Here is a 14,714-nt window from a genome sequence, read left to right as displayed (position 1 = left end):
GGCTCGTCGCAGCCGGCAAGCCGAAGATCGTCGCCCTCGTCGCAACCATGCGAAAGCTCCTCACCATCCTCAACGCTATCATCCGGGACGCAAAACCATGGCAAAACGCTTGACGCCGAAGACAGTCGCTCTCCCCGCTGGGGAGAAGGCAACAAGCCGCAACCTCTCCGTCCCTTCTCCCCTCGGGGAGAAGGTGGCCCGATAGGGCCGGATGAGGGGGCGTACACGCCAACGCCTAACAGCGCTCAAACAAAAAGCCGGAGCAAAAGCCCCGGCTTCGAGAGTCATTTCAATCACATCAGCCGTCAGGCTGACATTCCGATTCMGCCGACGATTTCGGTGTCGGAGAACCAGTACTTGATTTCCTGGGCAGCGGTCTCAGGAGCGTCCGAGCCGTGAACCGAGTTCTCGCCGATCGAGAGAGCGTGAACCTTGCGGATCGTGCCTTCGTCAGCGTTTGCCGGGTTGGTCGCGCCCATGATTTCGCGGTTCTTCAGGATGGCGCCTTCGCCTTCCAGAACCTGAACGATGGTCGGGCCGGAGGTCATGCCTTCGACGAGTTCGCCGAAGAAGGGGCGTTCCTTGTGAACGGCGTAGAAGCCTTCAGCTTCGCGCTTGCTCATCCAGACGCGCTTGGAAGCGACGACGCGGAGGCCGGCATCTTCGAGCATCTTGGTGATAGCGCCCGTGAGGTTGCGCTTCGTTGCGTCCGGCTTGATCATCGAAAAGGTGCGTTCAATCGCCATTGGGTCAAATCCTCTGGTTTAGCGGGGAAAAGTGGGCGGTCTTTACCCGCCCCAACTCCCGAAAACAAGGGGGACGCGGCAATTTCACGCCGCTGTCACACCGCGTGCCCTGCCACCATGCAGGTCGAGGCAGCGATCGAGCCATGCGACGACCGGGTCATCGGCTGATAGCATCGACAATCCCGCCGTCACCCGCAGCCACTGCAGGGCGCCGAAGACGATGTAATCGGCAAAGAGCGGGCTCTCGCCGCCGATGAAGGGCTGGAACTTCAGCATGTGGCGCATGGGCTCGAGTTTGGCGGCAAAGGCCGCCTCTTCGGCGGCGCGTTCCGCGACGACATCCTCAAGCTTCCGGCCAAGCCGTTGTTCGCGGCTTTGGCGGAAATAAGCCTTATCGCCTTCGTCAAGCGCGCCGTGAATGTCCATCAGCGCCATCTTCATGATCGCCGTGTGGATCACCATCTGCGAATAGCCTTCGACCATCCGCGACAGCGCCTTGCCGCCCTCGCCGCCAAAGAGCGACGGCCGGTCGGGATAGGCATCCTCGAGATAAAGCGCGATGGCAAAACTGTCGGAGACCAGATGGCCGTTGTCATCGAGCACCGGCAGGGTCTGTGAAAAGCCGCCGCCGATCCTGGCGATGCCGGCATAGGTCGTCGGGATCTCGTCGAATGCCAGCCCCTTGTGCGCCAGCGCCATCACCGCCTTCCAGCAATGCGGCGAGAAGAAATGCTGCGGGCGGGCGCCGCAGAGGGAATAGAGCGCAAGGGTCATGGCCGTCCTCTCGTGAATATAAGCCGCATTTCACGGCAAAGCGGCGCCGGGATCAAATGACGAAATCTGATGGGCGCCATCAGCTTCGGTGCTCGGCGCGTCAAGGTTGCATTAACCGCATTTTGCGCCTTTCCGGCCGCAAAGAGCCGGAGATACTGAAAATTCAAGCTATTTTAAAATCTGCGGCGCATAGCGAAAGGATAAGCCGCCGCTAAAGCAACGCCAGGGAACGGTGATGCAGAACACAACCAGAAATGCAGCACAGCGCGAGGGCGCCCGCCCTAGCCCGCAAAACGATGCCCAGAAGATCGCCGAGCACATGGCGCGGCTGAACATCGCTGGCCTGCCGCGGAATTACGAACTGCTGCACGAAGCCGTCTGCGGTCGCAACACGGCGCTTGCCACCGATATTTCCGCCCTCGGCAACCATCCGGCCCAGGCGCGGCTCGATGAACTCGGGCTCAAATACCGCCTCGTCAGCCATTGCGGCCTTGCCGCCGAAACCGCCGGCACCGAAGCGAGCAAGCTGTTGCGCGAAGCCGCCGACCGGCTGTCCGATGGGCTGAAGCAGAAATATGCCTTCGCGCGCGCCGCCGAAACGCTGCTGCAATCGCTCTCCGGCAATTCCGAACAGGGGCTCGATGCCTTCATGAGCGAGATGGAATATCTCGCCTCCTCGCTGGCGTCGGTGCTTGCCGCCGAGACTGAACTCGAAGCCAAGCTCCTTTCAGATGTCGAACGCATCGAGGCGCTGGAACGCGGCGTTGCCGCCGTACAGGCCGCCTCAGTCACCGATCCGCTGACCGGCCTGCCGAACCGCATCGCGCTCAGCAACGCCATCGGCGAGCTCTACGAGCGCGACGAAGGGGCGGCCGGCAGCGCGCTTATCATGGTCGATATAGACGACTTCCGGCAGCTGAATGCCAAATATGGCGTGCAGGCCGGCAACAAGCTGATGAAGAAGCTGAGCAACCTGTTTCGCAAGTCGATCAAGAAGAACGACTTCGTCTCGCGTACCGAGGGCGACGAGTTCGCCTTCATCTTCGCCAATGTCGGCATGCGCGACGCCATTGCCATTGCCGAGCGGCTGCGCCAGTCCGTCGAAGAGAACATGGTATTCGCGACGACGGACAAATCCGATCCGGGGACGCTCAGCATCTCGCTGGGCATCGCGCTCAGCGGCGATGCGGCAACCGGCGCGCAGCTGCAGGCCAATGCCCGCGTGGCGCTGCTCGCCGCCCAGTCCAACCGCCGCCAGCCCATCCAGGCCTTCGGCCGCTGACGGCGTCTGACCCCTTGCCTTGACCGGCTGTTTCGGCCAAAACGCCGCTCATGATCACGATCACTGAAATCTCTGCCCGCATTGCCGGGCGCCTGCTTCTCGACCATGCCAGCGTGACGCTTCCGGCGGGCACCAAGGCCGGCCTTGTCGGGCGCAATGGCGCGGGCAAATCGACGCTCTTCCGCATCATCACCGGCGATCTCGGCGCCGAGACCGGGTCGGTCTCGATCCCCAAGAACGCCCGGATTGGCCAGGTGGCGCAGGAAGCGCCGGCCACAGAGCAGTCGCTGATCGAAATCGTGCTATCGGCCGATAAGGAGCGCGCTGCGCTTCTCAAGGAAGCCGAAACGGCGACCGACGCCCATCGCATCGCCGAAATCCAGACGCGCCTCGTCGATATCGACGCACACTCGGCCGAAGCGCGCGCTGCCAGCATTCTGGCCGGTCTCGGCTTCAACCAGGAAGCCCAGCTCAGGCCCGCCTCCTCCTTCTCCGGCGGCTGGCGCATGCGCGTGGCACTTGCCTCGGTGCTGTTTGCCGAGCCCGACCTGCTTTTGCTCGACGAGCCGACCAACTATCTCGACCTCGAAGGAACGATGTGGCTCGAAGATTATGTGCGCCGCTATCCGCACACCGTCATCGTCATCAGCCACGACCGCGACATGCTGAACAACGCTGTCAATTCGATCGTTCATCTCGACCAGAAGAAGCTGACCTTCTACCGCGGCGGCTACGACCAGTTCGAGCGCCAGAAGGCGGAAGCTGACGAATTGCAGATGAAGGCCAAGGCGAAGAACGATGCGGCGCGCAAGCACCTGCAGAGCTTCATCGACCGCTTCAAGGCCAAGGCCTCCAAGGCCCGGCAGGCGCAGTCGCGCGTCAAGGCGCTGGAGCGCATGGGAACGGTTGCCGCCGTGATCGAGGATCACGTGCAGCCGATCACCTTCCCCGAGCCCGAAAGACAGCCGGCCTCACCGATCGTCGCCATTCAGGGCGGCGCCGTCGGCTACGAACCCGGCAAGCCGATCCTCAAGAACATCACGCTGCGCATCGACAATGACGATCGCATCGCCCTGCTCGGCTCGAACGGCAACGGCAAGTCCACCTTTGCGAAGTTCATTTCCGGACGCCTCGCGCCTGACGGCGGCGAGCTGAAAGTGGCATCGAACCTGAAGATCGGCTTCTTTGCCCAGCATCAGCTTGATGACCTCATTCCCAACGAGACGCCGGTCGAGCATGTGCGCCGGCTGATGCCGACCGAGCCCGAGGCCAAGGTCCGCGCCCGCGTGGCGCAGATGGGGCTGGCGACCGAAAAGATGGCGACGGCCGCGAAGGATCTCTCCGGCGGCGAGAAGGCACGGCTGCTAATGGGGCTGGCTGCCTTCCATGCGCCGAACCTGCTTATCCTCGACGAACCGACCAACCACCTCGATATCGACAGCCGCCGGGCGCTGATCGAGGCGCTGAACGACTATGAAGGCGCTGTCATCCTGATCTCGCACGATCGTCACTTGATCGAGGCGACCGTCGACCGGCTCTGGCTCGTCAACAACGGCACCGTTTCGAGCTTCGACGGCGACATGGACGAGTATCGCGACCTGATCGTCTCTTCCGGCAAGAAGAAGGACGACAAGCCGCAGAATGCCGACGATCCGGCGACCAAGGCCGAACAGCGCAAGCTGAACGCCGACAAGCGCGCCTCCTTTGCGCCGCTGAAGAAAAAGATCAACGAAATCGAATCGTTGACGGCCAAGCTGGAGAAACAGATTCAGGCGCTTGATGCAGAGCTTGCGGATCCGGCGCTTTACGAGAAGACGCCTGCCAAGGCGGCCGAAAAGGCCAAGCAGCGCGGCGAGACGGCAGCGAAACTTGCAGCTGCCGAAGAGCAATGGCTGGAGCTTTCCTCCGAATACGAAGAGGCCATGGCAAGTTAGCCACAGACCCCGGAAAAGGCTGCGGCAGAACGGCACAAGTTAACGCCCGGGCATCCGATCTAAACCGATCGTTAACCATAATTCGAAAGGTTGTCTCAACATTCATTACTGATTTGTTGAGCCCCTTTCATGTCCCGTATCGCCCTTCTTTCGAGTGTCCTCATCTCGCTTGCCCTTTGCGGCTGCCAGACGACCAAGCAGCCTGCTCCCGACAAGACGATCAAGACGTCTTCGATCAAGACCGAGGAGAGCGAAGCCGGTTTCCCGAAGCCCGCCAATCTGGCCTTCGGCGAAACCCACCATCTGGCCGGCCGCGTGCTGACGATTTCCTCGCTCAGGGATCTGAAACTCGAGCCGAAGGAAGTCGTGCTTTCCTTCGATGACGGCCCGATCCCGGGCCGCACCGATCGCGTACTGGCAACGCTCGACCGCTTCGGCGTCAAGGGCGCCTTCATGATGGTCGGCGAAATGGCGGCGCTGCATCCGGAACTGGCGCGCCGCGTTGCCATGGAAGGCAACACGATCGGCAGCCACACCTACAAACACCCGAACCTCAACACGCTGTCCTTCGACCAGGCGATCGCCGAGATCACCCGCGGCGAAGCGGCCGTGACCAAGGCGACCGGCACCGACGTCAATTTCTTTCGCTTCCCCTATCTCGCCGACAGCCGCAAGCTTCGCGGTGCCGTCGCGGCACGCGAGATGATCGTCATGGATGTCGATGTCGACACCAAGGACTATTTCACCTCGACGCCGGAACAGGTTGCCGACCGCGCCATGAACCGGCTGCGCCAGCGTGGCCGCGGCATCATCCTGATGCACGACATCCACAAGCGCACCGCGGCGATGCTCCCTGCCCTGCTCGCGCGGCTGGAAGCCGAGGGCTACAAGGTGGTGACGCTGAAGTACAAGAAAGATAACCGCGCCGTCGAAATGGCCTCGCTTTGAGGGTGACATGACGGCTTGCCCGGCTGTAGCATTCTGATAAAACAAGCGCCCAATAAATCATACTTTTGAGCGAAACACCGGAGCGAACACCCGTCATGTCCCCCATCAACCTCGCCATCGTCGGCGTCGGCAAGATCGTCCGCGACCAGCATCTTCCTTCCATCGCCAAGAATGCCGATTACAAGCTCGTTGCCACTGCGAGCCGCCATGGCACCGTGGATGGCATCCAGAGCTTCACGACGATCGAAGCGATGCTGGCAGCGGTTCCGGAGATCGACGCCGTCTCGCTCTGCATGCCGCCGCAGTACCGCTATGAAGCGGCGTACAAGGCGCTTTCGGCCGGCAAGCACGTTTTCCTCGAAAAGCCGCCAGGCGCAACGCTGAGCGAAGTGGCAGACCTCGAAGCGCTGGCCGCCAAGAAGGGTGTCTCGCTGTTTGCCAGCTGGCACTCGCGCTATGCAGCAGCCGTCGAGGCTGCCAAGGATTTTCTCGCCAAGACCGAGATCAAGAATGTCCACGTCATCTGGAAGGAAGATGTCCGTCACTGGCATCCGAACCAGGACTGGATCTGGCAGGCGGGCGGCCTTGGCGTCTTCGACCCCGGCATCAACGCATTGTCGATCGTCACCCACATCCTGCCGCGGGCAATCTTCCTCACCGGCGCGACGCTGGAGTTTCCTGAAAACCGCGATGCGCCGATCGCTGCCGATCTGCATTTCCGCGATGCCGGGTCGATGACCGTCCACGGCGAATTCGACTGGCGCCAGACCGGCAAGCAGAGCTGGGACATCATCGCCGAGACGGCGGGGGGCCGGATGGAGCTTGCCGAAGGCGGCTCGAAGCTCTCGGTCAACGGCGAACTGACGTTCTCCGCACCGGAAGAAGAATATCCGTCGCTCTACCGCCGCTTTGCCGAGATCATCAAGGCCGGCAAGTCCGACGTCGATCTGGCACCGCTGCGCCATGTCGCCGACGCCTTCATGCTCGGCAAGCGCAAGTTCGTGGAAGTCTTCCACGATTGATCACAGAGCACTGCGGCGCCAATGCGCCGCATCTCTATCTGAAAGCGAGGGCGGAGATGGCCGAAAGCAAAGCGGAAATGACCGCCCTCCTCAAGGAAGTCGCAGACAGCCCGAAGCGCGACAACAGCGCCTATCACGCCGCCATGGCCGAGGCCCGGCACGCTTTCGAGAAGGCCGAAGCCGCACTCGGCGGGCCGGTGACGCTGAAAACCAAGGCAAAGCTGAAACGCAACGGCGACTATGTCGTGAAGTGGACGTTCAAGCGGGACGGCTGAGCGGCGCGCTTAAGCCTTCTTTTCCCAGCGCCCCTCGGGCGTCTGCTGCCAGTATGTGAGGGTATGGCCCTCGCCCTTCAGCTTCTTCCACTGGGCGCGCGCGCCTTCAAGCTGCTCCTGATCGTAACCGTCGAACATGAAGACAATGCGCTCGTAGGTATCGGCCACCGGCGGCTCGGCGCCATCGACGATGAAGCGGACCGTGGCCTGGTTGGCGTTGTCGCCGGTTACCGTCAGGAGCACGGGCTGGTTTGCGGCCTGCTCGCTCTCATCCGTGCCGTGCGGCAGGAAGCTTTCTTCACGGTAGGTCCAGAGATGCGCATCAAGCGCATCACGCCGCGCCGGCTCCTTGAGCTGAATGGCGACGCGCCAGCCGCGCTCGACGCTCTTGTCGACGAGCGGCGGCAGGGCGTCTTCCAGCTTGGATTCCGTCAGATGGTAGAAAAGGACTTCGGTCATACCTGCATTCTGGCCTGTGATCAGGCCTCGTAGTGGTCGCGGACGAGCTGGTCGAGCAGCCGGACGCCGAAGCCGGAGCCCCAGGACTGGTTGATCTCGTCCTGCGGCGAGCCGAGCGCGGTGCCGGCAATATCGAGATGCGCCCACGGCGTTTCCTGAACGAAACGCTTCAAGAAATGGGCGGCGGTGATCGAGCCAGCATAGCGGCCGCCGGTGTTCTTCATGTCGGCGAATTTGGAATCGATCATCTTGTCGTAGTCTCGCCCGAGCGGCATGCGCCAGAGCTTCTCGTTGGCCGTCAGACCGGCGGATGTCAGCTGCGCCGAAAGCGTGTCGTCATTCGAGAACAGGCCGGCATGGACATTGCCGAGCGCCACCATGATGGCACCGGTCAACGTCGCCAGATTGATCATGAAACGCGGCTTGAAGCGGTCGTTGCAATACCAGAGCGCATCACAGAGCACGAGACGGCCTTCGGCATCGGTATTGATGATCTCGATGGTCTGGCCGGACATCGAAGTCACGATGTCGCCCGGGCGTTGGGCGTTGCCATCAGGCATGTTCTCGACGAGGCCGATGATGCCGACGGCGTTGACGTCGGCCTTGCGGGCGGCGAGCACATGCATGAGGCCGATGACGGCGGCAGCCCCGCCCATATCACCCTTCATGTCCTCCATGCCGGCAGCCGGCTTGATGGAAATGCCGCCAGTGTCGAAGACGACGCCCTTGCCGATGAAGGCGATCGGCCGGTCCTTCGCCTTGCCGCCCTTCCAATGCATGATGGCAAGGCGCGGCGGGCGAACGGAGCCCTGCGCGACGCCGAGGAGCGCACCCATGCCAAGCCGCTTCATCTCGCGCTCGGTGAGGATTTCGACTTCGACGCCGAGCTTTTCCAGTTCCTTGGCCTTGGCGGCGAATTCGACCGGACCCAGCACATTCGGCGGCTCGTTGACGAGATCGCGGGCGAGGTTGACGCCTTCGGCAACCGCCTCGGAATCCGCCAGCGCCTTCTTGGCGCCGCTCGCATCCGCGGTGACGATGGTGATCTTCGCCGACTTGCCGTTGGCCCTCTCGTCTTCTTCCGACTTCTTCGTCTTGTAGGTGTCGAAGCTGTAGGCGCGCAGCAGCATGCCGAGCGAGAAGTCGGCGGCGGCCTTTGCAGTGATGGCAGCGCCTGGCGCATCGATGAAGATAGTCGCCTTGTCGGCGCCCTTGACCTTGGCGGCGGCGATACCGCCGAGCTTCAGCCAGTCATGCGAGGTCAAGTCCTGTGGCTTGCCGATGCCGATGACGAACAGGCGGTCGGCAGGTGAGCCCTCGGGCGCGACGAGATCGAGCGCCGACATCGCCTTGGCGGAAAACTTGGCAATCTTGGAAGCCTTGGCAACGATACCGGCCGGATCGGCAATTTCGGTACCGGCTGCCAGTTCGCCATCGCCTGCCTTCAGAAGGACGGCGAGACCGCCGCTGATCTTGGCCGATTTCGCGAATGAAATATCGAATTTAACAGACATGTCTTCTCCCTGCGGATTCGCAAAGGAATCCCGTTTGGCGGCGATCATTCCGGGTTTCACGGGCGAAAACAAGACGTGATCGGAAGCCCATGGACAAATCCACGCCGCCAAGGCAGAAAGCCACCGCGCCGCAGGAAGGCTCCGAGAACGGAAGACGTTACCAGTGATAGCAGCCCTCAAGACCTATATATCAGGCCGGAGAATCGGCTTTCCGCCTGCAGCAACGGACATCTTCGTGGCGCTGTTCTGTCTGTGGTGGGTTCTGCTGATCATCTTCTCGGCATTCCCGCAGATCGACCTTTCCACCTCGCGCTATTTCTTCACACCTGCAACCTGCGACGCCACCTCGCAGGCCGGCGATATTTGCGGCGCGTTCATGGCGGCCAATAACTGGTTTCTGAAGAACCTGCGCATGATCTTCTTCCGGCTGCCTTATGTGGTCGCGATCATCCAGCTTTGTATGCTGATCGCCTGCTACACGCAGCATGGCTCGACCTTCAAGGCCGCACGGGCACGCAATCTGAAGATCGCATTGAGCTCGCTGCTGATCGGCCCGGGACTGATCGTCAATGTGATCCTGAAGGAGCATTGGGGCCGCCCTCGCCCTGTGTCCGTGATCGATTTCGGCGGCATGATGGATTTCGTGCGGGCCGGATCCTTTGCGGGAAAATGCGTCAGCAACTGTTCCTTTATCTCCGGCGAAGCGGCGAGCGCTGGATGGCTGCTCTGTCTGCTGATCTTCATCCCGCAACCGGCCAGAACCGGCCTTTTTCTGCCAATACTGGCAATTTCGCTGCTGACACCAGTGATGCGGCTTGCTTTCGGCGGTCATTTCCTCTCCGACATCGTGCTCGGCTGGCTGCTTGCGGTCGTCGTCTTTGCCGGGATCTATGCCTTCACAGATTCGTCACACCGGGCAAAAAATTCTGAAATTTGAATGAATTTTTCAAGCGGACAGGTCGCAAAAGCGAAACAAACATCGTAGATGGATTCCGCTGCAAGGCGCTCGCCTCGCAGACCGACCAAGGGCAGGCATGAAACTTCTCGAGATTTACATATTGCGGCGTGTCAGCCAGATGTTCCTCGTAGCGCTGTTGCCAGTGCTGGCGATCATCTGGACGACTCAGGTGCTGCAGCGCGTCAATCTCGTAACCGACAGTGGTCAGTCGGTTGGATCCTTCGCGATGCTCGCGACACTGATCCTTCCCTCGATCATTCCCGTCGTCCTGCCCTTCGCGCTCGTCATCGGCATTACCCAGACGCTGACGACGATGAACAACGATTCCGAACTGACGGTCATCGATGCGGCAGGCGCCAAGCGCAGCATCCTCGTGCGTCCCATTCTGCTGCTTGCCGCGCTGATCAGCGTCTTTTCGTTCTTTGTCGACAACGTCGTCGAGCCGAAGGCCAAGACCGGCGTGCGCCAGATGGTCGCCGAGACCTACGCTGACCTGCTCTCGACAGTCATCGAAGAGAAAAACTTCCGTAAAATCGATGACGGCCTCTTTGTTCAGATCTCCGAACGCCTCGCAGGGCGCGTGTTGCGCGGCCTGTTCGTCGTCGATGAACGCGATCCCGCATTCGACATGATCTATTATGCCCGTGAGGGTGCTGTCGATCCGAGCGGCACGTCGCTGCTGATGAAGGACGGCGAAGTTCAGCGAAAGACGCGTGATGGAAACGTTTCGATCATCCGCTTCGATTCCTATTCATTTGACCTCTCGGATCTGACTGAAAACCGTGGCCAGGCGACGCTGCGCGCTAGCGACCGGGACCTGGGATACCTGCTCAATCCTGATACGACAGACAAGGATTATATCGCGAGACCAGGAGCTTACACCGCTGAGTTGCACCGGCGCCTGACGGATTGGACGCTGCCTTTCGTCTTCGCCCTGATATCGCTGGTGATTGCCGGCGATGCGCGCTCCCACCGACAAGCGCGGCTCCACCCGATGATCGGAGCGCTCAGCCTTTCGTTTGCGCTTCGCTGGGCGTCCTTCTACGCGGCAAACGAGATCGATACCCGTCCCACGTTTATCGCCATCCTCTACGGCATTCCGGTCGCCGCCTCGGTGATTTCCATCGTGTTCCTGAACCTTCACGGACGCTTCTCTGTGACCACGGGCATCGGAGGCGTTTGGCTTTGGATTCGAACGGCTGCCTCCTCCTATCTTCCCAGGAAGAATGGAAATTCGGGAGGGAACGCATGATTTTCGGGACACTCGGACGTTATTTCTTTCGCCGCTACCTCACGACCACGATCTGGTTTTTTCTCGGCATTATCAGCATCGTGTTTTTGATCGACTTCAGCGAAACGGCGACGAGAATGTCTGGCCTGCCGGGCTATACGGTTGCCAGCGGGCTTGTCATGACGGCTGTGCGGCTCCCTCTGCTGCTTCAGCAAACCATTCCATTCATCGCGCTGTTTGTCGGGATGACGGTTTTGATCGGGCTCAACCGCAAATATGAGCTTGTCGTTACGCGTGCTGCCGGCATCTCGGTCTGGCAGTTTATGGCACCCTTTGCCGTCGGAGCCCTGCTGCTTGGCGTATTTACCGTCGCGGTCATCAACCCCATCGCCGCCTGGGGGCAGCGTCAGGCGGCGTTGCTGGAAACGGATTGGCGCGGGCAGGACAAGATCGCCAACGCGTCATCGCAGATACCCTGGATTCGACAGATCAGCGGCCATGATGACGTGATCATCGGAGCAAAATCGATTGTCGAGAATGGTACGCTGCTGATGGACGCCGTCCTCGTCCACTTCAATTCCGATGGGGAAGTGATCCTGAGGCAGGACGCGAAGTCCGCAAAGTTGGAAGATGGTTACTGGCTTCTTAAGGACGTTATCGAGCGTCGGCCGGGCGAAGTCGTGCAGCGTAAGGATACGCTACAACTGCGTACCAATTTGAAGCAGGACTTTGTCAGAGAGCGTCTCACGCCACCTGAAACCATTGCTTTCTTTGATCTTTCGAACAGAATAGCAATCGCGAAGTCATTCGGCGTTCCGACCAAGGCGCTGGAGACCCAATTCCACTCACTGCTGTCGCAGCCGCTGCTGCTCGTGGCGATGACTCTCATTGCTGCAACAGTGTCCCTAAAATTTAGCCGGTTCAACCAATCGAGGTCCGTGATTCTGGGTGGAATCCTCTCAGGCTTCGTGCTTTATGTGCTGACCGTGCTTGTGAAAGCATTTGGAAGCAGCGGAGTCGTACCGCCTTTCGTGGCGGCCTGGATTCCGGTAGTCGTCGCGCTCGCATTCGGTGCAACGATTCTGCTTCATCAGGAGGATGGCTAGTGGCGGCAGGCAACCGCAAGACTTTGAGTAAACACATGGTTGCCCTGCTTGCAGGCGTGACTCTGCTTAGCTACTCCGGAAGCATTCCAGAAGTCTTCGCACAGGAAAATCAGGCATCGCAGAAGCTCCAGCCGAAGGTTGAAGCCGGTCAAAAGCTCGTGCTTTCGGCCAACGAACTGATTTACAACAAGGACGCGCAGATCGTTTCGGTGATCGGCGGAGTACAGATCAATTATGCCGGCTACAAACTTGTGGCCCAGCGCGTCGAATACAACCAGAAGACCGGCCGGATGATGGCACTCGGCAACATCGAGATGATCAGTCCCGATGGCAACCGGATGTATTCTGATAAGCTCGATGTGACCGACGACTTCGCCAACGGTTTCGTCAACGCGTTGCGTATCGAGACGTCCGACAATACCCGCATCGTGGCCGAAAGCGGCGAGCGCGTCGGCGGCACGCAGATGATCCTGAATAGGGGTGTCTACACGGCCTGCCTTCCATGCGCCGAACAGCCGGACAAGGCACCATTCTGGCAGGTGAAGGCCCAGCGCGTCATTCAGAACGGCGAAAAGCATACGATCCGGCTCGAACATGCGCGGCTTGAGCTTCTCGGTACGCCGATTGCCTACCTTCCCTGGATCGAAGTTCCAGACAACACGGTCAAGCGCAAGTCGGGCTTCCTGTTCCCGACCATGAGCACATCGGAGAATCTGGGCTTCGGCCTCTCTGTTCCGTATTACTACGTCTTCTCTCCGAGCATGGACGCAACGGTAACCGGCACCGGCTATACGCAGCAGGGCTTCCTGCTCGATACCGAGTTCCGGCAGCGCTTCGAAAACGGTACGCATACGCTTCGGATCGCTGGCATCAATCAGCTCAATCCGGAAAGCTTTACGGCAGGCACCAGCGACCAGCGCGACGATCGAGGCATGATTGCTTCAAAGGCGGACTTCAAGATCAATCCGCGCTGGAGTTTCGGCTGGGATGTCATGTACCAGTCGGACAACAACTTCTCGCGCACGTACGAACTGAAAGGCTACTCAGGATCGACGAAGACCAATCAAGCTTACCTCACGGGTCTTGGTAAGCGCAATTACTTCGACATGCGTGCTTTCTATTTCGATGTTCAAGACGCCGATCGGACCAGCGAAAGTGAAAAACAGCAGGCCATCGTCTATCCGACGATGGACTATCACTATGTCGCGCCGCAGCCGTTGGCTGGGGGAGAGTTGTCACTCGACGTCAACCTGACCAATATTTCGCGTACGCACGACGACTTCTTTGATAACCCGCTCGGCGAGGACCGCTTCTCGCTCAAGGGGCAATATAGCCGCCTTAGTGGCGAACTGGAATGGAAGCGCACTTTCGTGACGCCGGCTGGCGTTCTCATCACGCCGCTTCTTGCCGCGAGGGCCGACGCCCTCTCCGTGAATATGGATGACCCGAACTCGATCAGCGGAACGTCCGTCTACAACGGCGACTTCGATAACGGCGATGCAGCAACTCGTGGGATGATCACAGCAGGCCTTGAAGCCCGTTACCCATTCCTGATCACCACCGACAACAGCACACATGTGATCGAGCCGATCGCGCAGATTTACGCGCGGCCGGACGAGCCTCTTGCAGGCGCATTGCCGAACGAGGACGCGCAGAGCTTCGTCTTCGACGCAACCAACCTCTTCGACCGTGACAAGTTCTCTGGCTACGACCGTATCGAGGGCGGAACGCGCGCCAATATCGGCTTCCAGTATACCGGCTCGTTCGACAACGGTTACAAGCTGCATGGCATCTTTGGCCAATCCTATCAGCTGGCTGGCGAGAATTCGTTCGCCAGCCCGGATCTGGTCAATGTCGGCAGCGAATCCGGCCTTGAGACCACACGTTCGGATTATGTTGGCCTCGCTGGAATCGAGACGCCGCAGGGGCTGGCGCTGGCTGCCTCTTATCGTCTCGATGAAAAAGATCTGTCACTCAACCGGGGCGACTTCACCGCTGGTTTTCAGAATGACACGTTCCAGAGTCAGTTGATCTACACTCACATTACCGCGCAACCGGACTATGGCCTGTCCAGCGATGCGGATGAAATTCAGACGAAGGCGAGTGTCAAATTCAAGGACTACTGGTCGATCTTCGGTGGTATTGCCTGGGATCTCAACAATGATGTCATTTCAAAGAAGAGCATCGGCCTCTCCTATGAAGACGAGTGCACGATCTTCACCATTGCCTACACCGACAAGCGCGACATCAGCGACGAGTCGGCAAGCGATTGGACAATCGGTGCCAGGCTGACGTTCCGGACCCTCGGCGACATCAAACTCGGGGACTTCGACAACCCGGACAGCAAGATTTATAACAACTAAGACAGATGACATGGCGGCGAAAGAAAGAGAGCCTTTCTTTCGCCGCAACAGTTTTGCAGGACATTGCCGTCAGCAATTATCTGAGGCATAGGAAAGCATCAT

13 protein-coding genes and 1 pseudogene are annotated in these 14,714 nt (G+C 59.9%); 10 read left to right on the top strand and 4 right to left on the bottom strand.

Features of this window, described 5'->3' with window-relative positions; translation table 11 throughout:
• Positions 1–113: pseudogene (locus AC1DIJ_RS28890) on the top strand (IS110 family transposase); the annotation flags it as partial.
• Positions 114–305: 192 nt separating this feature from the next.
• Here AC1DIJ_RS28890 and ndk read toward each other — a convergent pair.
• Together ndk and AC1DIJ_RS28880 are read right to left on the bottom strand one after the other, a co-directional pair.
• The gene (gene ndk / locus AC1DIJ_RS28885; RefSeq protein ID WP_477831729.1) at positions 306–746 is read right to left on the bottom strand and encodes a nucleoside-diphosphate kinase; all 441 of its coding nucleotides are present in this window, start codon (positions 744–746) and stop codon (positions 306–308) included.
• 84 nt (positions 747–830) lie between these two features.
• Complete coding sequence (locus tag AC1DIJ_RS28880; protein ID WP_112390879.1) at positions 831–1,520, bottom strand: glutathione S-transferase family protein; 690 nt, start codon at positions 1,518–1,520, stop codon at positions 831–833.
• A gap of 235 nt (positions 1,521–1,755) precedes the next feature.
• Here AC1DIJ_RS28880 and AC1DIJ_RS28875 point away from each other — a divergent pair, with 235 nt between their 5' ends.
• The 5 genes from AC1DIJ_RS28875 (at position 1,756) to AC1DIJ_RS28855 (ending at position 6,981) form a co-directional block, all read left to right on the top strand.
• Positions 1,756–2,802, top strand: coding sequence for a GGDEF domain-containing protein (locus tag AC1DIJ_RS28875; RefSeq protein ID WP_112390878.1), 1,047 nt, complete (start codon positions 1,756–1,758; stop codon positions 2,800–2,802).
• Between the two features lie 50 nt (positions 2,803–2,852).
• Complete coding sequence (locus AC1DIJ_RS28870) at positions 2,853–4,736, top strand: ABC-F family ATP-binding cassette domain-containing protein (protein WP_112390877.1); 1,884 nt, start codon at positions 2,853–2,855, stop codon at positions 4,734–4,736.
• A gap of 129 nt (positions 4,737–4,865) precedes the next feature.
• Entirely contained in the window at positions 4,866–5,684 is an 819-nt protein-coding gene (locus AC1DIJ_RS28865; RefSeq protein ID WP_112390876.1) for a polysaccharide deacetylase family protein, read from the top strand.
• Positions 5,685–5,779: 95 nt separating this feature from the next.
• The gene (locus tag AC1DIJ_RS28860; RefSeq protein WP_112390875.1) at positions 5,780–6,706 is read left to right on the top strand and encodes a Gfo/Idh/MocA family protein; all 927 of its coding nucleotides are present in this window, start codon (positions 5,780–5,782) and stop codon (positions 6,704–6,706) included.
• Positions 6,703–6,981: a hypothetical protein gene (locus AC1DIJ_RS28855; RefSeq protein WP_477831728.1), complete on the top strand. Its 279-nt coding sequence runs from the start codon at positions 6,703–6,705 to the stop codon at positions 6,979–6,981. Before AC1DIJ_RS28860 ends, AC1DIJ_RS28855 begins: the two co-directional genes overlap by 4 nt.
• A gap of 9 nt (positions 6,982–6,990) precedes the next feature.
• On the opposite strand, the gene AC1DIJ_RS28850 is transcribed toward AC1DIJ_RS28855, so the two are convergent.
• Both AC1DIJ_RS28850 and AC1DIJ_RS28845 read right to left on the bottom strand, forming a co-directional pair.
• Complete coding sequence (locus AC1DIJ_RS28850; RefSeq protein WP_112390874.1) at positions 6,991–7,440, bottom strand: DNA polymerase III subunit chi; 450 nt, start codon at positions 7,438–7,440, stop codon at positions 6,991–6,993.
• 20 nt (positions 7,441–7,460) lie between these two features.
• On the bottom strand, positions 7,461–8,954 hold the full coding sequence (locus tag AC1DIJ_RS28845) for a leucyl aminopeptidase (protein ID WP_112390890.1): 1,494 nt from the start codon (positions 8,952–8,954) through the stop codon (positions 7,461–7,463).
• 235 nt (positions 8,955–9,189) lie between these two features.
• Here AC1DIJ_RS28845 and AC1DIJ_RS28840 point away from each other — a divergent pair, with 235 nt between their 5' ends.
• From AC1DIJ_RS28840 to AC1DIJ_RS28825, 4 genes are all read left to right on the top strand, one after another.
• Positions 9,190–9,891 carry a phosphatase PAP2 family protein gene (locus AC1DIJ_RS28840; RefSeq protein WP_112390889.1) on the top strand — a complete coding sequence of 234 codons (702 nt, stop codon included), beginning with the start codon at positions 9,190–9,192 and terminating at the stop codon, positions 9,889–9,891.
• 97 nt (positions 9,892–9,988) lie between these two features.
• The gene (locus AC1DIJ_RS28835; RefSeq protein ID WP_112390873.1) at positions 9,989–11,164 is read left to right on the top strand and encodes an LptF/LptG family permease; all 1,176 of its coding nucleotides are present in this window, start codon (positions 9,989–9,991) and stop codon (positions 11,162–11,164) included.
• Positions 11,161–12,249 (top strand): LPS export ABC transporter permease LptG, encoded by a 1,089-nt coding sequence (gene lptG / locus AC1DIJ_RS28830; RefSeq protein WP_112390872.1) that lies wholly within the window; start codon positions 11,161–11,163, stop codon positions 12,247–12,249. Before AC1DIJ_RS28835 ends, lptG begins: the two co-directional genes overlap by 4 nt.
• Positions 12,249–14,612, top strand: a complete 2,364-nt coding sequence (locus tag AC1DIJ_RS28825; protein ID WP_112390871.1) for an LPS-assembly protein LptD — start codon at positions 12,249–12,251, stop codon at positions 14,610–14,612. Before lptG ends, AC1DIJ_RS28825 begins: the two co-directional genes overlap by 1 nt.
• The last annotated feature ends 102 nt before the right edge of the window (positions 14,613–14,714 follow it).

The sequence above is a fragment of the Rhizobium sp. 10N427 genome, from assembly GCF_056394605.1.
The sequence above is the reverse complement of the archived record's forward strand: the minus strand, read 5'-3'. Positions and strand labels throughout refer to the sequence as shown.

Coding starts and splice junctions, on each gene's coding strand:
- lptG (WP_112390872.1), top strand. CDS start 11,161: ATGATTTTCGGGACACTCGGACGTTATTTCTTTCGCCGCTACCTCACG.
- AC1DIJ_RS28835 (WP_112390873.1), top strand. CDS start 9,989: ATGAAACTTCTCGAGATTTACATATTGCGGCGTGTCAGCCAGATGTTC.
- AC1DIJ_RS28850 (WP_112390874.1), bottom strand. CDS start 7,440: ATGACCGAAGTCCTTTTCTACCATCTGACGGAATCCAAGCTGGAAGAC.
- AC1DIJ_RS28870 (WP_112390877.1), top strand. CDS start 2,853: ATGATCACGATCACTGAAATCTCTGCCCGCATTGCCGGGCGCCTGCTT.
- AC1DIJ_RS28865 (WP_112390876.1), top strand. CDS start 4,866: ATGTCCCGTATCGCCCTTCTTTCGAGTGTCCTCATCTCGCTTGCCCTT.
- AC1DIJ_RS28880 (WP_112390879.1), bottom strand. CDS start 1,520: ATGACCCTTGCGCTCTATTCCCTCTGCGGCGCCCGCCCGCAGCATTTC.
- AC1DIJ_RS28860 (WP_112390875.1), top strand. CDS start 5,780: ATGTCCCCCATCAACCTCGCCATCGTCGGCGTCGGCAAGATCGTCCGC.
- AC1DIJ_RS28875 (WP_112390878.1), top strand. CDS start 1,756: ATGCAGAACACAACCAGAAATGCAGCACAGCGCGAGGGCGCCCGCCCT.
- AC1DIJ_RS28845 (WP_112390890.1), bottom strand. CDS start 8,954: ATGTCTGTTAAATTCGATATTTCATTCGCGAAATCGGCCAAGATCAGC.